This window comes from Paracoccus albicereus, assembly GCF_024359525.1.
GTDB classification, from domain to species: domain Bacteria; phylum Pseudomonadota; class Alphaproteobacteria; order Rhodobacterales; family Rhodobacteraceae; genus Paracoccus; species Paracoccus albicereus.
In genome coordinates, this window is sequence record NZ_JAKZEU010000004.1 from 166916 (window position 1) to 188683 (window position 21768).

The following is a 21768-nucleotide window of genomic DNA, read 5'->3' on the forward strand; positions in this document are numbered from 1 at the left end:
CTCCGAAATTGCGTACCGCACACCGGATGACCAGGCCCGGACGTTCATCCATTGTTGAGCGACGCTCTCCATGTTGTCTGTCGCCCTTGCGTTTTCCATGCAAAGGGCGGCATCCCTTGTCACACCAGACCAATCCTATAGGTTGACCGCCATGCATTTCGGTAACCGATGACAACCGACCCGGCATCGCACGGCGACGCGCTTCTGGCACTGCGCGATCTGACGGTCAGGGTCCCGCCCCATTCCGCCCCTCTTCTGGACTCGGTGAATCTGACGGTGCGGCGCGGCGAGACGCTGTGCGTCGTGGGCGAATCCGGTTGCGGTAAAAGCCTGACCTCATTGGCGGTGATGGGCCTGCTGCCGCCCGGCCTGCGCCGCACCGTGTCGGGCACGCTGGATTTCGACGGCGAACGCATCGCGCTTGACGACCAGCACGCGTTGGCCCGCCTGCGCGGACGCCGGATCGGGATGATCTTTCAGGAACCGATGCAGCCTGAACCCAGCCCACCGGATCGGCGACCAGATCGCCGAAGGCTGGAAGCGTCACAACAAGGGCGACGGCAGGGACCAGGCGCTTTCGATGCTGCGCCGCGTGGGCATCCCCGCGCCCGAACGCCGGATGCGCGACTATCCGCACCAGATGTCGGGCGGCATGCGCCAGCGCGCGATGATCGCGATGGCGCTGATCAACGACCCGGACCTGCTGATTGCGGACGAGCCGACGACCGCACTGGACGTCACGATCCAGGCGCAGATCCTTGAGCTGATCGCCGAACTGCAATCGGAACGCGACATGGGCACGGTGCTGATCACACACGATCTGGGCGTGGTGCGCGACGTCGCGACGAAGGTGGCTGTCATGTATGCGGGCCGCGTTGTTGAAACCGGGCCGGCCGAGGCGATCTTCACCGATCCGCAGCATCCATATACGATCGGCCTTATGGCATCGGTCCCTGGCCTGCGTGGGCCGCGCACGCGTCTGTCGACGGTCCCCGGCATCGTGCCTTCGATCGAGACGATGCCCGAAGGCTGCCGCTTCCGCACCCGCTGTCCGTTTGCGCGACCGCGCTGCGAGACGGAGCCGCCGTTGGCCGAGATCCTGCCCGATCATCGCGCGGCCTGCCATTTCGCGCCGCTGGAACAGAAGCTGGAGGGTGCGGCATGAACGAGAATGTCGTCGAGGCCCATGATCTGGCCAAGCGGTTCGAGGTCGGTGGCGGCTTCATGAAAGAGCCGAAGCTTCTTCACGCCGTCGATGGCGTGGATCTTGTGGTCAGAAAGGGCGAGACATTCGCGATTGTGGGCGAATCCGGCTGCGGCAAGTCGACGCTTGCGCGGCTGCTGATGCGGCTGATCGAACCGACCGAAGGCACGATCCGCATCGATGGTCGCGACATGTCGGATGTCAGCGGCCGTGACCTGCGTGCCTTGCGGCGCGATGTCCAGTTCATCTTTCAGGACCCGTTCTCGTCCCTGAACCCGCGCCTCTCGGTCGCACGCCTTGTCGGCGAACCGCTGGAAGCCCACCGGCCCGACATGTCGGCCAAGCAGCGGCGGGCCGAGGTCGCAAGGCTGTTGCGCCAGGTCGGGCTGCGGCCCGAACAGATGGACCGCTATCCGCATGAGTTTTCGGGCGGCCAGCGCCAGCGGGTCGGAATCGCCCGCGCGCTCGCCTCGGGACCGAAGGTGCTGATCGGGGACGAACCTGTCAGCGCGCTGGATGTCAGCGTGCAGGCGCAGGTGGTGAACCTGCTGTCGGACCTGCGCGAGACGCTGGATCTGACTCTGATCGTGATCGCCCACGATCTGGCGGTGATCCGCCAGATGAGCGATCGGGTCGCGGTGATGTATCTGGGTCGCATCGTCGAGACGGGCCCGACCGACACGATCTTCGAAACGCCCCGCCATCCCTATACGCGGGCGCTTCTGTCGGCGATCCCCGGCGCGGTGGCCAGCGAGGATCGCGAGGGACTGAAGGGCGAGACGCCCAGTCCGATCGACCCGCCGTCGGGCTGCCATTTCCGCACCCGCTGCCCGCACGCGATCGACGCGTGCGCCAAGGCCCGTCCGCCCCTGGAAGACGCGCCCGGAGACGCGCAGGTCGCCTGCATCCGTTGGCGCGAGATCGGCGCTTCGGACGTGGCCGAGGCCGAGCCGCCGGCCCGGACAGACGGCGCAAAAGCCCGGTTCGAACTTTACCGCAAGGCGCTTGAAAGCGCTGACAACAAAGTCACCGAAAACCAACAGGAGACGACCCCATGACCCTTCGCAGAACCCTGATCCTCGCTGCCCTGATGGGCACGACGGCGATGGCCGCGCAGGCCGAGACCCTGCGGATCGGTCTGGAAAGCGATCCCGATGCGCTCGACCCCGACCGCAGCCGCACCTTCGTCGGCCGGATCGTCTTTACCTCGCTGTGCGACAAGCTGGTGGATATCGACCCGGAGCTGAACATCATCCCGCAGCTCGCGACGGAATGGAGCGTGGCCGAAGACGGCATGTCGCTGACGATGATGCTGCGCGAGGGCGTGACCTTCCACGACGGCACGCCGTTCGATGCCGAGGCGGTCAAGGCCAATATCGAACGCTCGCAGACGCTGGAAGACAGCGTCCGCAAATCCGAGCTTGCCTCGGTCGAAAGCGTCGAGGTCGTCAGCCCGACCGAGGTCAAGTTTAACCTGACCGCTCCGGATGCGACGTTGCTCGCACAGCTGGCCGACCGCGCCGGCATGATGATGGCACCCTCGGCTTTCGAGGGCGACTTTGCCGCCGAACCGGTCTGCTCGGGTCCTTTCAGCTTCGTGGAACGGGTCGCGCAGGATCACATCACGCTGGAAAAATACGCCGACTACTGGAATGCCGACGCGATCCAGCTGGACGGGGTGACCTTCGTCTCGATCCCCGACAGCACGGTGCGGCTTGCGAACCTGCAATCGGGTGACATCGATATCGTGAACCAGTTGGCCGCGACCGACATCCCCCAGGTGGAATCGACCGCCGGCATCAGCTTCCAGTCGATCACGGGTCTTGGCTATCAGGGCATGACCTTCAACGAGAACAACGGCACCGAAGAGGGCGATCCCATCACCGACCCGAAGGTGCGCGAAGCGATCGACCTTGCCATCGACCGCAACGCGATCAACCAGGTCGTTTTCAACGGCGTTCAGTCGCCTGCCAGCCAGCCGTTCACGGAAAACAGTCCGTACTACAATCCCGATTTCCCCGTCGTGGAACGCGATGTCGAGCGCGCCAAGGCTCTGCTGGCCGAGGCGGGTTACGAAAACGGCGTCGATGTCAGCATGCAGATCCCGAACACGCCGGTCACGCTGCAGCTGGGTCAAGTGATCCAGTCGATGCTGGCCGAGGCCGGCATCCGCATGGAACTGATCTCCAAGGAATTCGCGACGCTGATCTCTGACGCGGGTGAGGGTAATTTCCAGATCAGCCAGCAAGGCTGGTCGGGCCGGATCGATCCGGACGGCAATATCCACCAGTTCGTGACCGAGGGCGGCGGCTTCAACGACGGCCATTATGCCAATCCCGAGGTAGACAGCCTGCTGAACGAGGCGCGTCAGACTAACGATCCAACCGCGCGGGCCGAATTGTACAAGCAGGCAGGCGCGATCATCGCGCAGGATCGCCCGCTGATCTATCTCTACCACCTGGCCTGGCTCTACGGCATCTCCGACAAGGTGCAGAACCTGACCCTGTATCCGGACGGGATGTTGCGTCTGGAAAACGTGACTGTCGCCGCCGAGTGACGCTGAACCGCGGGCCGTCCGACCGGGCGGCCCACCCCTTTGCAAGAGGCTGACATGCTGCGTTTCCTCGGCCACAGGCTGATCGTGTCGCTGCCGACCGTGTTCCTGATCACGATCTTCGTCTTCGTGCTGCAGAAGCTGCTGCCGGGCGATCCGGTTCTGGCGATGGCGGGCGACGACCGCGACCCGGAAACGCTGGCGCGGCTGCGCGATCTTTATCATCTGAACGAACCGATCTGGAAACAGTATTGGCTGTGGCTGGTCGATGCGGCCCAGGGCGATCTGGGGCGATCGATCCGCACCGGCATTCCAGTGTCGGACATGATCGCCCAGAAGCTGCCGGTGACGATCCAGCTTGCCATCATGTCGATGATCTTCGCTGCGGTGATCGGCATCCCGGCCGGCATCATTTCGGCCGTTAAGAAAGGCACCGCGACCGACTACGTGGCCAACGTCGTCGCCCTGTCCGGCCTGTCGATCCCGAACTTCTGGCTGGGCATCATGCTGATCCTGCTCGTGTCGGTGAAATGGCAGCTTCTGCCCGCGTCGGGCTATGTGCCCTTCTTCGACGATCCGATCCAGTCGCTGCGCACCATGGTGATGCCCGCCTTCGTCCTCGGGACAGCGCTCGCCGCGTCGCTGATGCGGCACACGCGGTCCGCGATGCTCGGCGTGCTGCGGCAGGATTACGTCCGCACCGCCCGCGCCAAAGGCCTGTCCGAGCGGGAGGTGATCCTGCGCCACGGCTTCCGCAACGCGCTGACGCCGGTCGTGACACTGTTGGCGCTGCTTTTCGGTGAACTGATTGCGGGCGCGGTGCTGACCGAACAGATCTTCACCATCCCCGGCTTCGGCAAGATGATCGTGGATGCGGTCTTCAACCGGGATTACGCGGTGGTGCAGGCAGTGGTGCTGGTCACGGCACTCGGCTTCATCCTGATGAACCTGCTGGCCGATACCGCCTATTTCCTGTTGAACCCCCGGCTGAGGGCTGGCTGAGATGACCGATCCTTCCGCCGTCGCCGATGAACTCGACCTGGAAAAGCCGGCCCGCAGCCGGGTCTGGGGCAAATTCTTTCGCCACTACAGCGCGCTTTTCGGTGCGGCGCTGGTCGCGATCTTCGTCATCCTTGCCGCGCTTGCGCCAGTGCTTCCGATCCCCGATCCCGCCGCAACCGACTGGGGTGCGGTCCGCCAGCCGCCGTCGGCAGCGCATTGGCTGGGCACGGACGAGATCGGACGGGACATCCTGTCGCGGATGATCTGGGGGGGACGGGCGTCGCTGATGGCTGGCGTTGTCTCGGTCGCCATCGCGATCGTGATCGGCGTGCCGCTGGGCATCCTCGCAGGCTATTTCCGCGGCTGGACCGATGCCGTCATCTCGCGCTGCACCGAGGCCTTGCTGGCAATCCCGTTCCTGATCCTTGCCATCGCGCTGGCGGCCTTCCTCGGCCCGTCTCTGACCAACGCCATGATCGCCATCGGGATCGCCGCGACACCCGTCTTCATCCGACTGACCCGGGGACAGGCCATCAACATCGCGGCCGAGGATTACGTCGAGTCCGCCCACGCGATCGGTCTGTCGACCCCCATCATCCTGCGGCGCTACATCCTACCCAACGTGCTGCCCCCCATCCTCGTACAGGCCACACTGACCGTCGCCAGCGCGATCATCGCCGAGGCGTCGCTGTCCTTCCTCGGCCTGGGCCAGCAGCCGCCCGCGCCAAGCTGGGGCGCGATGCTGAACACCGCCAAGGGCTTCATCACGCAGGCGCCGTGGATGGCGTGGTGGCCGGGCATCGCGATCTTCCTGGTGGTGCTGGGCTTCAACCTGCTGGGCGACGGCCTGCGCGACGCGCTCGACCCCCGCGAAGATTAAGGACATCCATGACCGCGAAACCCAATCTCGCACCGGCGCCGGCGCCGGCCTCGCCCTTCACCACGCGGCCCGACATCCGTGGGACGTTCGGCTGCGTCGCCTCGACGCATTGGATCGCATCGGCCGCAGGAATGGCGATGCTGGAACGCGGCGGAAATGCGTTTGACGCGGCCGTCGCGACGGGTCTGGTCTTGCAGATCGTCGAGCCTCACCTGAACGGTCCGGGCGGCGATCTGCCCGCCATCGTCCATGTGGCCGAGACGGGCGAGACGAGGGTTCTGTGCGCTCAGGGCGTTGCCCCGGCAGGTGCGACGCTGGACCATTACCGCGGCCTCTTCGGCGACGGGCTGATCCCCGGATCGGGTCTGTTGGCCACCGTGGTGCCCGGTGCCTTCGACGGCTGGATGCTGATGCTGCGCGACCATGGCAGCATGGAGCTGGCCGACGTCATCGCCCCGGCCATCGCCTATGCGAAGGACGGCCATCCGGTCCTGCCCCGCGTCGCGGCAACGATCGCCGATCTGGCAGAGTTTCTGGCAACCGAATGGCCCAGCAGTGCCGCTGTCTGGACGCCAGAGGGCAAGGCACCTGCGCCCTGGTCGCTGGTCCGCAATCCCGATCTGGCGGCGACCTATCAGCGCATCGTGGACGACGCGCAGGGCGACACGCGCACGGCGCGGATCGACGCGGCGCGAACGCTATGGTCGCGCGGCTTCATCGCCGAAACGATCGGTGACTTCCTTTCGGACGCATCGGTCGTCGACGTGACCGGCGACAGCCATTCCGCCGTGCTCACCCGCGAGGATCTGGCAAACTGGCAGGCCAGGTGGGAGGCACCGGTCAGCATCGATTACCACGGCTGGACGATCCACAAGACGGCGCCGTGGTCGCAAGGGCCGGTGCTGCTGCAGACCCTGCGCATCCTCGAAAACTTCGATCTTGCGGCGATGGACCCGATGGGGGCGGAGTTCGTTCACACCGTGACCGAGGCGATGAAGCTCGCCTATGCCGACCGCGAGGCCTATTACGGCGACCCCGATTTCGTCGATGTGCCGCTGGACCATCTGCTCTCGCGTGACTACGCCGCCGAGCGCGCCGCGCTGATCACTGCGACGGCGAGCATGGAACAGCGCCCCGGCCGCCTGCCCGGTCGTGAACATCTCGCCGACGGCGCCATCGTCCGCGCCGCCACTGATTTCGGCGCGAAGGCGCCGCAAGCCGCAAGCGAGCCGACAATGGCGCATCTGACGGAAAAGCGCGGCGATACCGTCCATCTCGACGTGATCGACCGTTGGGGCAACATGGTCAGCGCCACGCCGTCAGGCGGTTGGCTGCAATCCAGCCCGGTCATTCCCGGCCTAGGGTTTGCGCTGAACACGCGCGCACAGATGTTCTGGCTGCGTGACGATCTGCCGCTGACGCTGCGCCCGGGCGCGCGCCCCCGCACCACGCTGACGCCATCGCTGGCCGAAAAGGACGGGACCCGCATCGCCTTCGGCACGCCGGGGGGTGACCAGCAGGACCAGTGGCAGCTGATCTGGTTCCTTCGCTACGTCCATCACGGACTGGACATGCAGCAGGGCATGGACGCGCCGCTGTTTCACTCGCTGCATTTCCAGTCGAGCTTCTATCCGCGTGAGGTCAAGCCCGGCGAGATCATGGTCGAGCCGGCCTTTGGCGAAGACGTTATCGCCGATCTGCGCGCGCGCGGGCATATCGTGACCCTGTCCGACCCCTGGGCGATCGGCCGGCTGACCGCCGCGCGCCGTGATCCAGACGGGATTCTGACCGCCGCCGCGACCCCGCGGCTGATGCAAGCCTATGCCGTGGGACGCTGAGCCATGACCTATTCCCTGATCGCCAAGGACCCAGATACCGGTGCAGTCGGCATCGCGGTGGCCAGCCGCTTCTTCGCCTGCGGCTCGCTGGTGCCGCATGTGGGGGCGACCGCAGCCTTCGCCACGCAGGCTTTCGTCAATCCGCTCTGGGGGGTCGAAGGGCTTGCCCGCCTTCAATCGGGTGAATCGGCGCAGGACGTCCTGGACGATCTGGTCGCGCGCGATCGCGGTCAGCGTCAGCGGCAGGGTCATGCAATAGATGCCCAAGGCCGGTTTGCCGCCCATACCGGTGCCGATTGCGTCGATTGGGCCGGACATCTGCTGGGTGACGGCTTTTCCGTCGCGGGCAACATGCTGGAAGGCCCGGAAGTGGTCGAGGAAACCGCCCGCGTCTACGCGGAACGCGACGATCTGGCTTTTCCGGACCGGATGCTGGCGGCGATGCAGGCCGGCGAGGATGCGGGCGGCGACAAGCGCGGACGGCAAGCGGCAGGACTGCTGATCCATCGCGGGCAGACCTACCCCTGGCTGGACTTGCGCGTGGACGACGATGCCGATCCGCTGTCGGAACTGCGCCGGCTGCTAAGCGTCGCCCACGAACGCTACATGTTCGTGACCGAGATCATGCCGACGGCCGAAAACTTCAGCGGCACGCCTGATCGCAGCGACATCGACCGCCGCATTGCCGAGGCGGACGCCGCGCGGACCGCAAGCGCGTCACGCGCGAGCAACAAGTAACGCCGTCCGATCCTTCGGGCCGCCCGCATGCTATTCCTGCGCGGGAATCGATCCCGGACGTCCATATGACCGACCTTCCGCCCGACGGTGCCGCACCGCACCGCTACCCCACCCTCGCCGAAGCGACGCGGGTCTGGGCGCGCATCGCGCTTCTGTCCTTTGGCGGACCAGCAGGGCAGATCGCGGTGATGCACCGCATCCTGGTCGAGGAGAAGCGCTGGCTGGGGGACGGCCGGTTCCTGCACGCGCTGAACTTTTGCATGCTTCTGCCCGGCCCCGAGGCGCAGCAGCTTGCGACCTATATCGGCTGGCTTTTGAACCGCACATGGGGCGGGGTCATCGCGGGTGTGCTGTTCGTGCTGCCCGGCATGATCTCGATCATGGCGCTCAGCTGGATCTACGTCCTTTTCGGCGAGGTCGGCGTGGTCGAGGGGCTTTTCTTCGGGTTGAAGGCCGCGGTCCTTGCGATCGTCCTGCAGGCGGTAGTCCGCATCAGCGGGCGGGCGCTGAAGAACGGCGCGATGCGGACCATCGCCGCGCTGTCGTTCATCGCGATCTTCGCGTTCGACGCACCATTTCCGCTGATTGTTCTTGTCGCCGCTATGATCGGCTATCTCGGCACGCGCGCCGGGATGCCGGCCTTCGCACCCGGCGGCGGGCACAGCGCGGTCGGCGGTGCCCGCATCGACGATGCCCGAACGCTTCTGGGCGAAGAGTTGACCTTGCCGCCCGCCGCGCGGCGCGGGGCGCTGATCGCGGGGGGTGTCGCGCTGGTGTTGTGGCTTCTGCCTGTCGCGGTCCTGCTTCTGGTCACCGCACCGGGGAACGTCTTTGCCGAGATCGCGCTGTTCTTCTCGAAGATGGCGGTCGTGACCTTCGGCGGCGCCTATGCCGTCCTGGCCTATGTCGCGCAGGAGGCGGTCGGCACCTATGGCTGGCTCGCACCGGGCGAGATGCTGGACGGGCTCGGCATGGCCGAGACGACGCCCGGCCCGCTGATCATGGTGCTGCAATTTGTGGGCTTCCTCGGCGCCTTTCGCGATGCGGGCTGGGACAGCGCGCTGCTGGCCGGAACGCTGGGTGGGCTGCTGGCAACCTGGGTCACCTTCGCCCCCTGCTTCGCGTGGATCTTCCTCGGCGCGCCGTGGATGGAGCGGTTGCGCGCCAACCTGGCGCTGTCCGCAGCGCTGAACGCGGTGACGGCTGCGGTCGTCGGCGTGATCCTGAACCTCGCCATCTGGTTTGCGACTCATGTCGTCTGGCGCAAGGTCGTTACCGTCGAGGCCGGCCCGCTGTCGCTGGAGCTTCCCGCGCTTGCAAGCATCGACTGGGCAGCCGCCACACTCAGCCTGCTGGCCGTCATTGCGGTCTTCCGCTGGAAGTTGGGGATCGGCGCGATCCTTGGCGGCGCAGCGCTCGCCGGGATCGCAGCCTATTTCGCCGGGGTGGTCTAGCCTGCCAACAGCGCGTCACGCACGGCGTTGCCGCAGGTGACGGTGTCGGCCGTGCCGCCCAAGTCGCCGGTGCGCGTCGCCTCGTCCTGCAGCACGGTCTCGATCGCCGTGACAATGGCCTTGGCGGCATCGGCGTGGCCCAGATGGTCCAGCATCATCGCGCCGGCCCATATCTGCCCGATCGGGTTGGCGATCCCCTTGCCCGCGATGTCTGGCGCAGAGCCGTGGACCGGCTCGAAGAGTGACGGGAAGCGGCGCTCCGGGTTGATGTTGCCCGAGGGTGCGATGCCGATCGTGCCGGTGCAGGCGGGTCCAAGGTCCGACAGGATATCGCCGAAGAGGTTCGAGGCCACGACCACGTCGAACTTGTCCGGGTTCAGCACGAAATGCGCGGTCAGGATGTCGATGTGATACTTGTCCCATCGGATATCGGGATAATTCCCGGCCATCGCTTCGACCCGTTCGTCCCAATAGGGCATGGTGATCGAGATCCCGTTCGACTTGGTGGCCGAGGTCAGATGTCTGGCGGGGCGCCCCTGCGCCAGATCGAAGGCATAGCGCAGAATCCGATCGACACCGTGGCGGGTCATGAAGGTTTCCTGCACGACGAATTCGCGATCCGTGCCCTCGAACATGCGGCCGCCGACGCTGGAATATTCGCCCTCGCTGTTCTCGCGCACGACCAGAAAATCGATGTCGCCCGGCTTGCGGCCCGCCAGCGGCGCCTTGACACCGGGCATCAGCCGGACCGGACGCAGGTTCACGTACTGGTCGAACTCGCGCCGGAACTTGATCAGCGACCCCCAGAGCGAGATGTGGTCCGGGATAGTTTCGGGCCAGCCGACCGCGCCGAAGAAGATCGCATCGGTTCCGCCGACACGGTCCTTCCAATCATCGGGCATCATCTTGCCGTGTTCCTGCCAGTAATCGGCGGAAGCGAAGTCGTGGTGATCGTAATCGAGTGACAGGCTGAAACGCTCCGCCGCAGCGTCGAGCACCTTGAGACCTTCCGGCACGGTTTCCTTGCCAATGCCGTCGCCCGGGATCACCGCGATCCGGTATGTGCTGCTTGTCATGGTCTCGCTCCGCTTCATTGCCGGGTCCAGACGGACCCATATCGGATCATCGAGGTCTCAGGAAGACAACGCGGCATAGACCGCGCCCATCGCGGTCAACTCGTCATGGCTGCCGATCTCGACGATCCGGCCTTGCTGCATCACCACGATCCTGTCGGCATTGCGGATCGTGCCAAGCCGGTGCGCGATGACCAGCGTCGTCCGCCCTTGCGACAGGGCGTCCAGGGCCGACTGAATCTCACGCTCGGTCTGGCTGTCGAGCGCGCTGGTCGCCTCGTCCAGGATCAGGATCGGCGGGTTCTTCAGAAAGGCCCGAGCGATGGCCACCCGCTGCTTCTGGCCGCCCGACAGCATCACGCCTCGCTCACCGACGATGGTATCCAGCCCTTCGGGCAGCGAGGCGATCAGGCCGGTCAGTTGCGCCTGCGAAGCAGCCGCGAGGATCTCGTCGTCGCTCGCCCCCAGCTTGCCGTAGGCGATGTTGTCGCGAAGGCTGCCGCCGAACAGGAACACGTCCTGACTGACCAACCCGATCTGGCGGCGCAGACTGTTCAGCCGGATGTCGCGCAGCTCCATCCCATCAACGACGATCCGGCCCTGCGTCGGCTCGTAGAACCGCGGCAGAAGCGCCAGAAGGCTGGTCTTTCCGGCCCCTGAATGGCCGACAAAAGCGATCGTCTCGCCCGCGCGGATGTCGATGTCGATGTCCTGCAGGATCGGTCGTCCCTCGTCGTAGGCAAAGCCCACATGCTCGAACCGGATATCACCGCGCAGGGCCGGGGCTTCGACGGCATCAGGGCTGTCGGCGATTTCGGGCTCGGTCGACAGAAGTTCCTGATAGCGACGGAAACCGGCGATGCCGCGCGGATAGGTCTCGATCACGGCGGCGATCTTTTCCAGCGGGCGGTAGAAGACAGCGACCAGCAGAAGGAAACCGACAAAGCCGCCGGTCGTCAGGTTGCCGGTGATGACGAAGCCGGCGCCGACGACCATCACCACGACCTGCACCAGCCGCAGCCCCATGTATTGCAGGGCCGAGGACACCGCCATGACGCGATAGGCGTCAAGCTTGGCCTGCCGGTAGCGGCTGTTGTCGCCGGCGAACAGGTGGCTTTCGTGGCTTTCGTTGGCGAAGGATTGAACGATGCGGACGCCGCCCAGGGCCTCTTCCAGGCGCACGTTGAAATCGCCGACCCGGGAATAGATCGCACGCCATGTCCGGGTCATGCGACCGCCATAAACGATGACCAGCGCCAGCATCGCGGGCACGATCAGGGCGACGATGTAGGCAAGCTGCGGGTTGATCCAGAACATCAGGACGAAGGCGCCGACGAAGGTCATGATGGCGATGAAGGCGTCTTCGGGGCCGTGATGGGCCACCTCGCCGATCTCTTCCAGATCACGTGTCACCCGTGCGACCAGCTTGCCGGTACGGGCACGATCATACCAGCGCCAGGAGAGCCGCGTCAGATGGTCGAAGGCACGGGCGCGCATCTCGGTCTCGATGTTGATGCCCAGCATGTGGCCCCAGTAGGTCACCACGGTCAGCAGACCCGCATTGATCGCGTAAAGGACCAGCAGACCGATCGCGGCAAGGATCGTCAGCGTCCAGTCGCCCTGTGGCAGCAGGTCGTCGATGAAGAAGGTGACGGCCAGCGGAAAGGCAAGCTCGAGCAGGCCCGAGAGGACCGCGCAGCCGAAATCCAGCCAGAAGAGACCCATGAAGGGACGGTAATAGGAAAAGAAATCGCGCAGCATCGGTCTGGGACGGGTCTCCGGGTTGGGAAAGTGGCTGCTTCAGGCGGGCACGGCGACCGGCAGGCCGTCATCGCGGATCAGGACGTCCATAGGCAGGCCATAGATTTCCCGCAAGGCGGCGGGTCGCATCAGGTCGGCCGGGCTTCCCTGCATTGCCAGCCGTCCGGCTTTCAGCGCCACGATGTGATCGCAGTACCGCGCGGCCATGTTCACGTCGTGCAGGACGATGATCGCGCTGCGGGACTGGTCTTGGCACATCCGGCGCACCAGTGACAGCACCTCGACCTGGTGGGCGACATCCAGGGCCGAGATCGGCTCGTCCAGCAGCAGCGTATTGGCCTGCTGGGCCACCATCATCGCAAGCCAGACGCGCTGACGCTCGCCACCGGACAAGGTGTCGACCAGGCGGTCGGCGAAATCGGTGACCGCGCATTCCTCCAGCGCCTCGGCGACGGCGGCGTGATCGCGCGGACCGAACCGGCCAAGCGCGCCGTGCCACGGATAGCGACCAAGCGCGACAAGTTCGCGCACGATCATCCCTTCGGCAGGCGGCGTCGTCTGCGGCAGAAATGCCAGCCGCCGCGCGTAGTCGCGAGCGTTCCAGTCGATCAGCGCCCGGCCCTCGAACGCGATATGACCGGTGCCGTCGATCTGGCGGGCGAGTGTCTTTAGCAGCGTGGACTTGCCCGACCCGTTGTGGCCGATCAGTGCGGTCACCCGCCGCGGCGGAAGCTCCATCGTCAGATCGTGCAGCAGCCGGCGCCCCGGAACATCAACGGACAGGTTGCGGATCGCGAACAGGCTCATCGCGGCGACCTCATCATCAGCCATATAAGCCACGGCGCACCGATCAGTGATGCGAAGAGGCCAAGCGGCAGCTCATAGGGAAATCCGGCCATGCGAGCGCCGAAATCGGCGGCGAGCATCAGGCCCGCGCCGATCAGCGCCGCGCCGGTCACGTGATCGACCGGGCGGGCCAGACCGATGCGCCGCGCCATGTGCGGGGCCATCAGCCCGACGAAGGACAACGGCCCGACCAGCATCGTCGCGGCGCCGGTGGCGATGCCGGCCAGCAGGATCAGCGACAGTCGCGCCCGCCCGAGCGGCAGTCCCAGCCCTGAAGCGACCTCGCTCCCCAGGGGCAGGACGCCGAGCCAACGGGTCATTCCCAGCGATGCCGTCCACAGGATCAGCGCGACCGATGCCAACGCCATCGCCGCAGGCATTCCGACGCCCGAGGACGAGCCGCTGAGCCAGCCAAGGATCGCCCAGGATCGGGCATCGCCGATCGCCATCATCGCCGACAGAACGGCGGCCGACAGCGCCGACACCGCGATCCCGGCCAGCAGGATGCGCTCTGCCGGCATGTCGCGACGGGCGGTGAAGCTTGCGACCAGCGCCAGAGCCAGCGCGGCCCCGATCATCGCGCCTGCGCCGAGCGCGACGGCACCCGGCGCGGCGACCGCAAAGACGACGGTCGCGTAGCCCAGGGAAGCGCCGCCCGAGACGCCCAGCACCTCGGGTGAGGCAAGCGGGTTGGCGGTCAGCCGCTGCAGGATCGCCCCGGCAAGCGCCAACGCGGCGCCGGCTGCGGCGGCGGCGATCAGCCGCGGCGCGCGCAGGGGCAGGAAGTCGCGGAAACTCTGCCAGTCGAGCACCGCCCATCCGCCCGGCACGCGCCCGATCCAGATGAGGATCATGGCCAGAAGGACCAGCGCGATGGCCAGCGCCACAAGAACCGTGCCGGGCCGGCGCAGACGGGGGGCCGACCCTTCGGCCGCCTCTGTTCCGGGCGGGGTCGAGCCGCGCAGGCGCGGCAGCAGCCAGATCAGCAGCGGACCACCGATCAGCCCGGTGACCGCGCCTGTGGGAAACATCTCGCCGCTCTGCCCCGCCACGGCCAGCACGACGCCATCGCAGACCGACAGGATCAGCGCCCCGATCAGCGGCGATAGCGCCAGCCGCTGGCCGATCGTCCGCGCGCCCATGCTGCGCGCAAGGGCCGGTGCGGCGAGCCCGACGAACGCGATCAGCCCCAGTTCGGCCGAGACGCTGGCCGCAAGCCAGACCGAAACCGCGACAGCAGCAAGGCGCACCAGCGCGACGTTGAGGCCGATGCCTCGCGCCCCTTCGGACCCCAGGGAAAGCACCCGCAGCGGACGCGCCAGTGCCGCAGCACCCAGACCGCCGACCGTCAGGACGGTCGTCAGCGCACGCACACCGGACCAATCCTGCTGGACCAGCGAGCCACCGTTCCAGATCACCAGCGACAGCAGATACTGTCCCTCGGCCAACGTCACCGCTGTCGCGACCGCACTGGCGGTCAGGCCAATCAGCATCCCGGCGATCACCATCGTCACAGGCGCGAAGTCTCGCCTTGCCCCGATGCCCAGAACGAGGGCCGCCGCCAGAGTTGCCCCGGCCATTGCAAAAGGCCATCGCCCGTAGGCCAGCAATCCCGGTGCATGGATTGTCGCCAGCACCAGCGCCAACTGCGCGCCCGACGAGATGCCCAGCGTCGTCGGATCGGCGACCGGATTTCGAAGAACTGCCTGCAGCATCGCGCCTGACAGACCTAGACAGGCTCCCGCCAACAAGGCGATGAACCCGCGCGGCATCAGCCCGAAGGCAAGGCGGATCTGGTCGAGGTCCATCGCGCCGGGCGAAAAAGGCAGCGCGGGCCACAGCGGCAATGGCAGAAGCTGCAGCGCTGCGGCAAGCCACAGCGTCAGCGCAACCAGCCCGGCTGCCGGCAAAAGGATGCGAGGATGCGTCATGCCAGCCCTGTGGGTCCCGCCTCGAACGCGTCGGCCATAAGACGGGCGAAGCGCAGGGCTGCTGGCACAGCCCCATAGGGATTGACGTCGGCAAGTTGATAGACGCGACCCTCTGCGACCGGCGGCAAGGCCTGCCACAGAACACTGCGCGACAGGCCCCGGCGCGCCTCGACAGGGATCTGACCCACGATGACCAGACGCGCGTCCGGCATCGCCGCCAATTCCTCGATCGGGACGGGGGCGAGAAAGCTGAACCGTGTCGCCGCCGTCCAGGCATTGGTCAGACCCAGCCGCCCCAGCGTATCGCCGAACAGGCTGTCGAAGCCGAAGGCGCGCAGATGCCGCGCATCGCCGATATTGACCAGGCAGACCGCCCGATCTGCATAGGGCGCAAGGCGGAGGGACAATTCCCGCAACTCTTCCTCAGACCGCTCGATCGCGCGTCTACCTGCGTGGGGGTCCTCGACGGCGTCCGCCATGGTATGCAGTGCAACGAAAGCCTTGGGCAGGGGCGGCTCGCCCGGCGCGTAGAAAGGCAGGTTCAGAACCGGGGCCAGTGTCCGCAGCCGGCTTTCATATTGCGTGTAATAGGGCGAGGTCAGGATCAGGTCGGGACGCGTCAGCTGCAGCAGCTCGAAATTCGGCGATCCCCGCAGGCCCAGATCGACGACACCTTCAGGGATCGCGGGACTGACAGCATCCTCGCGAAAGCGGATCAGTTCGCAGGCGGCGACGGGCATATGACCGATGGCGACGGCTGTTTCCAGCATCGCCCAGTCGATGGCGGCAAGGCGAGGGCCGGTTCGCGCGGCGCGCACAGGCAAAGCCGCCGCCAGCAACATGCCGGCGGCGGTCAGAACGGTGCGACGGTCGGGCCAGAGGGAGCAGGCCCCTGGTCTCACCATTGATAGGCGACCTTGGCGCTGACATTGCGCCCTTCGCCGTATGAGCAATAGGAAAAGCCGCAGGCGCTGACATAGACCTCGTCGGTGAGGTTATTGACGTTCAGCGACATCTTGACGTTACCGCGCTGGTACCCCGCCGCCAGGTCAACCAGCGCAACCGAGTCCAGTTCGGCCGAATTCGCGGCGTCGATGAACCGTTCACCGATGTAGCGGACACCGCCACCGACGCGCAGGCCGTTGTCAAACTCGCGGTCCAGCCACAGGCTCGCGAGGTGGTTGGGCGCATCCTGCAATTCGTTACCGTCAAGAGGATCGCCCGCCGGCGCGACCTGCTCGGTCTTGTTGTAGGCGTAGCCTCCGCGCAGTCTCCAGCCTTCGGCCAGTTCGGCTGTTGCCTCCAGTTCGAAGCCGCGCGATCTGACCTCTCCGATCTGGCGGAAGCCCGAGACTCCGCCCTCCAGGACGGTGCGGTTCACGTTGGTCTGACGCAGGTCGTAGATTGCCGCCGTGATCAGGCCGTCGAATGCGGTCGGTTCGTACTTCACGCCGATCTCAAGCTGTTCGCCTTCGGTCGGCAGCAAGGCGTCGCCCTCGATGTTCTGCCCTGCCTGCGGATCGAAGGACGTCGCATAGCTGAGATAGGGGTTCACGCCATTGTCCATGACGTAACCCAGGCCGACGCGGCCCGTGACCTTATTGTCCTTGTATTCGGACACAGAGCCGTAGCGTTCGCCATACTGCTCGACCCAATCATAGCGCAGACCCAGCGACCCACGCCAATTGCCGTACTCGATCTCATCCTGCGCATAGACACCGACCTGTCGCAGCGTGGAATCGCCGGCATTCGGCTCACCGAAGAACGTCCGCCCGCCGGCGTCGTAATTGGGGTCGCGGAAGTTCAGGTCGGTTGCGGTGCCGAACTGGCTGCTTTCGAAAGCGTCGTAGCTGCGGATGTCGGCGCCAAACAGCAGCCGATGGACGGCTTGACCCGTCGTGACCTCGCCCGACAGCCGAGTGTCTAGGCTGATCGTGTCGCTGTCCTCGCTCTGGCGGCTGGACCCGCGGCTGAACGTATCCGCACCGGTCACGCCGATGGCGTAGGTGCTGCGATACTGCCAGTCCAGGGTCTCGTAGCGGAAGCCCTGGCTCAGCGTCCAACCATTGGCGAGTTCGTGGTTCAGCTCGATGCTGACACTACCTGCCTCCCGGTCGCTGTCGTCCCAGTCCTTCTGGCCGGTGTAAAGTTCGCGCAGATATTCGCCATCCTCGATCTGGGTCAGCGCGAAGGGCACGCCCGTCGGAGAAGACGGCGCATCCTTGGTATAGTTCGCCATGAAGTCGACGGTCGTTGCGGCGTCGGGTCGCCACCGCAGGGCGCCGGCAAGGTATCCGCCCTTGTTGGTCAGATCGTCGATCTGCGTGCTTTCGTCGCGGCCGATCCCGGTCAGGCGGTAGGAGAGCGTGTCGGTCCCCGCGCGGTTGACGTCAAAGAACACCTGTCCACTGCCGTTGCTGTCATAACCGACGCCCGCTTCGGCGAAATCGTAATCCTGCGCGCGCTTCTGGACCATGTTGATCACGCCCAGCGGCGAGCCAGCCCCGTAAAGCGCAGATGATGGGCCGCGCAAGACCTCGATCTGCTGAAGGCCGTAAAGCTCCTGCGCGATGGCACCGAAGAAGCGGCCCTGGCGCAGTCCGTTTACATACTGCGCGTTGTCGGCCTTGAAGCCGCGAATGTAGGGCGTGTCGAAACGCGGATCGATTCCGAACGGCTCGGCCAGAACGCCCGCGGTATATCCAAGCGCCTGGCCCAGATTCTCGCTGCCCTGCGCTTCGATCTGCTCGGTCGTGACGACCGATACGGATTGCTGCATCTCGGCGATGGGCGTGTCCGATTTCGTTGCGGCTTGCGAATAATCGCTGACGAAACCCTCTGGCTGGACCGAGGTATCGGTCGTCGCCGTCAGCGTGATCGGGTCAAGGACGATCGGGGCTTGAGGCTCTTGCGCGGTCGTGGCGGTGGCAACGGCGATCGCACTGGCACCGGCAAGCAGCGTGATCCGGAAATTGTAACGCATGGTGACTGTCCCCATTGATGTTGGCCAGAAACTGACTAAAACACTTGGAGAAGTCAATTGGCCGACTGAATAAGTCGGCTATCTTTTCCGCCAGCTTGGGACAGGGGAGAAAGACCGATGGGAGCAATTCAGGCGGCGCATGTCGGGCTTCACTTCGACCGGCTTCTTGCCGCGCTCGAGCCACTGGCGACGGTTCTAGAGTCGCGCTTCGACCGTAGTGCAGACGGCGATGCCAGCGTCGCATGGTCGGATGGTCGGGTGACCCTGTCTGCCGCAGCAGGGGAATCGCGGATGACGCTGCGCGCTGCCAGCGAGGCAAAGCTCGCCAATCTTCGCGAGGCGGTCGGTTACTATGCGCAGGAAGCAGGCGTGGCCGCACGGATCACGTGGCAGGCAGGTCGTCCGGTCGGGCTGCCCGGCAACATGATGCTGGCACGGATCATGGATAACCGTCAGATCTCTCCATCCTTCCGTCGGCTTCGCCTCTCCGGCGATTTCAGCCACTTCGCGACCGGCGCGCCGCATTTCCGGCTGAACTTCGGTCCTGCCGGCGCTGACCTGCCGCATTGCGACGAGACCGGAACGACATTCTGGCCAGGCGGCATGGCGGCGTGGCATCGCCCGCCCTACACCGTCCGCGCGATGGACACCTCATGCCGCTGGATCGATGTCGATATCGTCCTGCACGAAGGTGGTCGCGTCACCGACTGGCTTTCGACCTGCCAGGTTGGCGAACAGGTCGCGCTGACCGGTCCGGGCGGCAAGGCCCCGGGCGTCGCCGACTGGATCGGCTATGTCGGTGACGAGACCGCCATGCCCGTCATCGCCCAGGCACTCACCCGGCTGTCACCCAAGACCAGGGGCGCAGTCCGATTGCTGGTACCCGATCCCCGTGATCGGCAGACGCTGGACCATCCGGACGGTGTCGAGATCGAGTGGCTGACCCACGATATGGGTCTCGGGCTTTCGGACGCCGTGATGGGGCTGGAGGTCCCGCAAGGCTGTCGGCACGTCTTCGTTGCGGGCGAGCGACATGAGATCGACAGGGCTAGGACCCACTTGCTCGCGCAGGGCCTATCGAAGACCGAATTTCAGGCTGCGGCCTACTGGCTGGCCCCCGATCCGGCTGTGGCGCCGGCAGCCTGAACCTACTCGGGGACCCCCAGAATTCACGCTGTCAGCAGCGCGGGGCGAGACGCGCGGTCGACTGCAATGCGGTAAAGATTGCGTAGCGTTCCTCGTGAACCGCGCGGGCTGCGGGATCCGGCTCGATCACGGAAGACAGGCGCGACATGGCTTCCATGCCTGACGGAATGTTGGGATGGACACCGCCCGCAACGGCACCAAGGATGGCGCTGCCCAGCAGCACAGGCTCGGGCGTTTCCGGAACGGCCAGCGGCAGACCCGCGGCGTCGGCCAGAAGCTGCCTTACCAGCGGACTACGCCCCGCGCCACCGCTGAGAACGATGCGCGAGACCGACGCGCCCGCTTGCTTTTGAGCCAGAACGATCTGGCGCAGGCCGTAGCCGATACCGCAAAGGCAGGCGAGGTAAAGGCGCACCAGATGGGCCTCGTCACGCTCCATCCCAAGGCCGGCGATCACGGCGCGGCTATGCGGATCGGCATGCGGCGCGCGATTGCCCAGCACCTCGGGCACGACATGCAGCCCGCGCACCAAGGCTGCAATGGTTTCCTTTGCAGCCATCTGCTCGCCACGCTTCGCCAACCAGGCGGGCAGCGACAATTCATCAGCGTCGGCAGCGACTCGTGCATCCGCAGCGGCAGGATGAAAGTCGATCAACTGATCGATCGCGGCCCCAGCGGCGGACTGGCCACCCTCGTTGAGCCACAATCCCGGCACCATCGCCGAGAAGTAGGGGCCCCAGACGCCGGGCACAAAAACCGGCTCGGCCGTGGATGTCATCGTGCAGGACGATGTGCCGAAGACATACGCAAGGTTCGCCTGTGCTCCGCCTGCACCCTTTGCGCCGACGGTGCCGACACCACCTGCATGGGCGTCGATCAGCCCCGCGCCGACGGGTGTTCCCGGCCGCAGACCAAGGTCCGCTGCCGCCTGCGCAGTCAGCCCCTGTCCCAGCGGCGCGCCGGCATCGACGACGCGGGACCCGATCCGAGCGAAACCGTCTTCCGCCAGATCACCCAGACCGATGCGCCGGAAATAATCGGCATCCCATCCCCCGTCATGACCCAGATATGTCCACTTGCACGTGACTGTGCAGATCGAGCGCGCCAGATCGCCGGTTGCCCGCCAGGTCAGGAAATCGGTGAGATCCATGAACTGCCAAGCGCCGGCATATATCTCGGGCGCATTCTCCTTGAGCCACAGCATCTTCGGCGTTTCCATCTCGGGCGAGATGCGGCCGCCAACGTAGTCCAGCACGCGATGGCCCATCGCGTTGATCCGTTCCGCCTGATCCAGAGCGCGGTGGTCCATCCAGACCATGATATTGCGGGCGGGCGAGTCTCCGACCGGAAGCGGCGCACCGCCCGGCCCCAGCACGACCAGCGAACAGGTCGCATCGATGCCGATTCCGGCTATGTCTTCGGCCGCGACGCCGGACTGCCCCATCGCCGCGCGGACGCAGGTGCAGATAGCGGACCAGATGTCGTCGCTCGACTGTTCCACGCGCAGCCCGTCGCGATGCAGCGCGATGGGATGGCTTGCGGTTCCCAGCAGCACGCCACTGTCGTCGAAAACGCCAGCGCGTGCGCTGCCCGAACCGACATCGATGCCGATCAGCGCCATCCTCTACAGATCCACGCTGTTGGGCAGGATCACCATGTCGCGGATCACCACGCCCTTCGGCCGGGTCAGCATGAACAGCACTGCTTCGGCCACCTCGCGCGGCTGCATCAGCGAGCCGTTGGCCAGCGCCTCCTCCATCTTTTGCTTCGGCCAGTCATCCAGCAGCGCGGTAACGACGGGCCCCGGCAGCACCGCGCCCATCCGCACACCCGCGGGGGCGACCTGACGGCGAGTGGCGTGGAGGAACGCCTGCACGGCGAACTTGGACGCGGTATAGATCGGCTCCCACACGACCGGGACGACGCCGGCGACCGACGAGGTGAAGATGACGTCGCCCGCCCCCCGTTCGACCATGCCGGGCAGGACCGCCCGGACCGATCGGAAGGCCGCGTTGATGTTGAGGTTCAGCATCTGGTCCCACTGATCCGGGTCGCCCTCTGCCGCTGGACCGCCGATGTAGGCGCCCGCGTTGGCGTGGAAGATGTCGAGCGGACCGACCAGCGCCTCGCAGCCCTCGGCGATCCGGTCCACCTGCGGCCCGTCCAGCAGATCGACGACCAGCGGGTGCGCCTGTTCGCCCAACTCGTCGCACAGCGCGCGCAACCGATCCTCGGCCCGGTCGATCAGCACGACCTGCGCCCCTTCCTCGATCAGGATGCGCGCACATTCGAGCCCGATCCCCGAGGCCGCGCCGGTGATCGCCGCAGCCTTTCCGTCAAGTTTTCCGGTCATGTTCT

General features: G+C 65.9%; 17 protein-coding genes and 1 pseudogene. 10 read left to right on the top strand and 8 right to left on the bottom strand.

The annotated features are described in order from the left end of the window. Positions 1-168 precede the first annotated feature (168 nt). From MLD63_RS11885 to chrA, 9 genes and pseudogenes are all read left to right on the top strand, one after another. Positions 169-426: pseudogene (locus MLD63_RS11885) on the top strand (ATP-binding cassette domain-containing protein); the annotation flags it as partial. A gap of 97 nt (positions 427-523) precedes the next feature. Next, positions 524-1165: an ABC transporter ATP-binding protein gene (locus MLD63_RS11890; RefSeq protein WP_255330465.1), complete on the top strand. Its 642-nt coding sequence runs from the start codon at positions 524-526 to the stop codon at positions 1163-1165. Further along, the gene (locus tag MLD63_RS11895) at positions 1162-2262 is read left to right on the top strand and encodes an ABC transporter ATP-binding protein (RefSeq protein WP_255330128.1); all 1101 of its coding nucleotides are present in this window, start codon (positions 1162-1164) and stop codon (positions 2260-2262) included. The genes MLD63_RS11890 and MLD63_RS11895 overlap by 4 nt, the downstream gene beginning before the upstream one ends. Further along, complete coding sequence (locus MLD63_RS11900) at positions 2259-3761, top strand: ABC transporter substrate-binding protein (protein WP_255330129.1); 1503 nt, start codon at positions 2259-2261, stop codon at positions 3759-3761. Before MLD63_RS11895 ends, MLD63_RS11900 begins: the two co-directional genes overlap by 4 nt. A 54-nt stretch (positions 3762-3815) precedes the next feature. After that, positions 3816-4760: an ABC transporter permease gene (locus tag MLD63_RS11905; RefSeq protein ID WP_255330130.1), complete on the top strand. Its 945-nt coding sequence runs from the start codon at positions 3816-3818 to the stop codon at positions 4758-4760. A gap of 1 nt (position 4761) precedes the next feature. Then, positions 4762-5640, top strand: a complete 879-nt coding sequence (locus MLD63_RS11910) for an ABC transporter permease (RefSeq protein WP_255330131.1) — start codon at positions 4762-4764, stop codon at positions 5638-5640. Positions 5641-5648: 8 nt separating this feature from the next. After that, on the top strand, positions 5649-7478 hold the full coding sequence (locus MLD63_RS11915; RefSeq protein WP_255330132.1) for a gamma-glutamyltransferase family protein: 1830 nt from the start codon (positions 5649-5651) through the stop codon (positions 7476-7478). A gap of 3 nt (positions 7479-7481) precedes the next feature. Beyond that, positions 7482-8216, top strand: a complete 735-nt coding sequence (locus MLD63_RS11920; protein WP_255330133.1) for a DUF1028 domain-containing protein — start codon at positions 7482-7484, stop codon at positions 8214-8216. Positions 8217-8281: 65 nt separating this feature from the next. Next, on the top strand, positions 8282-9670 hold the full coding sequence (chrA, locus tag MLD63_RS11925; RefSeq protein WP_255330134.1) for a chromate efflux transporter: 1389 nt from the start codon (positions 8282-8284) through the stop codon (positions 9668-9670). Here chrA and MLD63_RS11930 read toward each other — a convergent pair. The 6 genes from MLD63_RS11930 to MLD63_RS11955 are packed head-to-tail and all read right to left on the bottom strand — an operon-like array spanning position 9667 to position 18264. Next, positions 9667-10746, bottom strand: coding sequence for a tartrate dehydrogenase (locus tag MLD63_RS11930; RefSeq protein WP_255330135.1), 1080 nt, complete (start codon positions 10744-10746; stop codon positions 9667-9669). The genes chrA and MLD63_RS11930 overlap by 4 nt on opposite strands. Before the next feature lie 57 nt (positions 10747-10803). Then, positions 10804-12504, bottom strand: coding sequence for an ABC transporter ATP-binding protein (locus MLD63_RS11935; protein WP_255330136.1), 1701 nt, complete (start codon positions 12502-12504; stop codon positions 10804-10806). 39 nt (positions 12505-12543) lie between these two features. Next, positions 12544-13311, bottom strand: coding sequence for an ABC transporter ATP-binding protein (locus MLD63_RS11940; RefSeq protein ID WP_255330466.1), 768 nt, complete (start codon positions 13309-13311; stop codon positions 12544-12546). Next, complete coding sequence (fhuB, locus tag MLD63_RS11945) at positions 13308-15281, bottom strand: Fe(3+)-hydroxamate ABC transporter permease FhuB (RefSeq protein WP_255330137.1); 1974 nt, start codon at positions 15279-15281, stop codon at positions 13308-13310. The genes MLD63_RS11940 and fhuB overlap by 4 nt, the downstream gene beginning before the upstream one ends. Beyond that, positions 15278-16186, bottom strand: coding sequence for an ABC transporter substrate-binding protein (locus MLD63_RS11950; RefSeq protein ID WP_255330138.1), 909 nt, complete (start codon positions 16184-16186; stop codon positions 15278-15280). Before MLD63_RS11950 ends, fhuB begins: the two co-directional genes overlap by 4 nt. Then, a complete protein-coding gene (locus tag MLD63_RS11955; protein WP_255330139.1) occupies positions 16180-18264 on the bottom strand; it encodes a TonB-dependent siderophore receptor in 2085 nt (694 codons plus the stop codon). The genes MLD63_RS11950 and MLD63_RS11955 overlap by 7 nt, the downstream gene beginning before the upstream one ends. 117 nt (positions 18265-18381) lie before the next feature. On the opposite strand from MLD63_RS11955, the gene MLD63_RS11960 reads away from it, so the two are divergent. After that, positions 18382-19410: a siderophore-interacting protein gene (locus tag MLD63_RS11960; RefSeq protein WP_255330140.1), complete on the top strand. Its 1029-nt coding sequence runs from the start codon at positions 18382-18384 to the stop codon at positions 19408-19410. A gap of 31 nt (positions 19411-19441) precedes the next feature. On the opposite strand, the gene MLD63_RS11965 is transcribed toward MLD63_RS11960, so the two are convergent. Further along, positions 19442-21031, bottom strand: a complete 1590-nt coding sequence (locus MLD63_RS11965) for an FGGY-family carbohydrate kinase (protein ID WP_255330141.1) — start codon at positions 21029-21031, stop codon at positions 19442-19444. A gap of 3 nt (positions 21032-21034) precedes the next feature. Further along, positions 21035-21763, bottom strand: coding sequence for an SDR family oxidoreductase (locus MLD63_RS11970; RefSeq protein ID WP_255330142.1), 729 nt, complete (start codon positions 21761-21763; stop codon positions 21035-21037). Positions 21764-21768 lie beyond the last annotated feature (5 nt).

What these genes read in the sequence shown, in the direction of transcription:
- fhuB (WP_255330137.1), bottom strand. Translation starts at nt 15,281, where the DNA reads ATGACGCATCCTCGCATCCTTTTGCCGGCAGCCGGGCTGGTTGCGCTG.
- MLD63_RS11930 (WP_255330135.1), bottom strand. Translation starts at nt 10,746, where the DNA reads ATGACAAGCAGCACATACCGGATCGCGGTGATCCCGGGCGACGGCATT.
- MLD63_RS11895 (WP_255330128.1), top strand. Translation starts at nt 1,162, where the DNA reads ATGAACGAGAATGTCGTCGAGGCCCATGATCTGGCCAAGCGGTTCGAG.
- MLD63_RS11960 (WP_255330140.1), top strand. Translation starts at nt 18,382, where the DNA reads ATGGGAGCAATTCAGGCGGCGCATGTCGGGCTTCACTTCGACCGGCTT.
- MLD63_RS11970 (WP_255330142.1), bottom strand. Translation starts at nt 21,763, where the DNA reads ATGACCGGAAAACTTGACGGAAAGGCTGCGGCGATCACCGGCGCGGCC.
- MLD63_RS11955 (WP_255330139.1), bottom strand. Translation starts at nt 18,264, where the DNA reads ATGCGTTACAATTTCCGGATCACGCTGCTTGCCGGTGCCAGTGCGATC.
- chrA (WP_255330134.1), top strand. Translation starts at nt 8,282, where the DNA reads ATGACCGACCTTCCGCCCGACGGTGCCGCACCGCACCGCTACCCCACC.
- MLD63_RS11935 (WP_255330136.1), bottom strand. Translation starts at nt 12,504, where the DNA reads ATGCTGCGCGATTTCTTTTCCTATTACCGTCCCTTCATGGGTCTCTTC.
- MLD63_RS11965 (WP_255330141.1), bottom strand. Translation starts at nt 21,031, where the DNA reads ATGGCGCTGATCGGCATCGATGTCGGTTCGGGCAGCGCACGCGCTGGC.
- MLD63_RS11910 (WP_255330131.1), top strand. Translation starts at nt 4,762, where the DNA reads ATGACCGATCCTTCCGCCGTCGCCGATGAACTCGACCTGGAAAAGCCG.
- MLD63_RS11915 (WP_255330132.1), top strand. Translation starts at nt 5,649, where the DNA reads ATGACCGCGAAACCCAATCTCGCACCGGCGCCGGCGCCGGCCTCGCCC.
- MLD63_RS11940 (WP_255330466.1), bottom strand. Translation starts at nt 13,311, where the DNA reads ATGAGCCTGTTCGCGATCCGCAACCTGTCCGTTGATGTTCCGGGGCGC.
- MLD63_RS11900 (WP_255330129.1), top strand. Translation starts at nt 2,259, where the DNA reads ATGACCCTTCGCAGAACCCTGATCCTCGCTGCCCTGATGGGCACGACG.
- MLD63_RS11905 (WP_255330130.1), top strand. Translation starts at nt 3,816, where the DNA reads ATGCTGCGTTTCCTCGGCCACAGGCTGATCGTGTCGCTGCCGACCGTG.
- MLD63_RS11920 (WP_255330133.1), top strand. Translation starts at nt 7,482, where the DNA reads ATGACCTATTCCCTGATCGCCAAGGACCCAGATACCGGTGCAGTCGGC.
- MLD63_RS11950 (WP_255330138.1), bottom strand. Translation starts at nt 16,186, where the DNA reads ATGGTGAGACCAGGGGCCTGCTCCCTCTGGCCCGACCGTCGCACCGTT.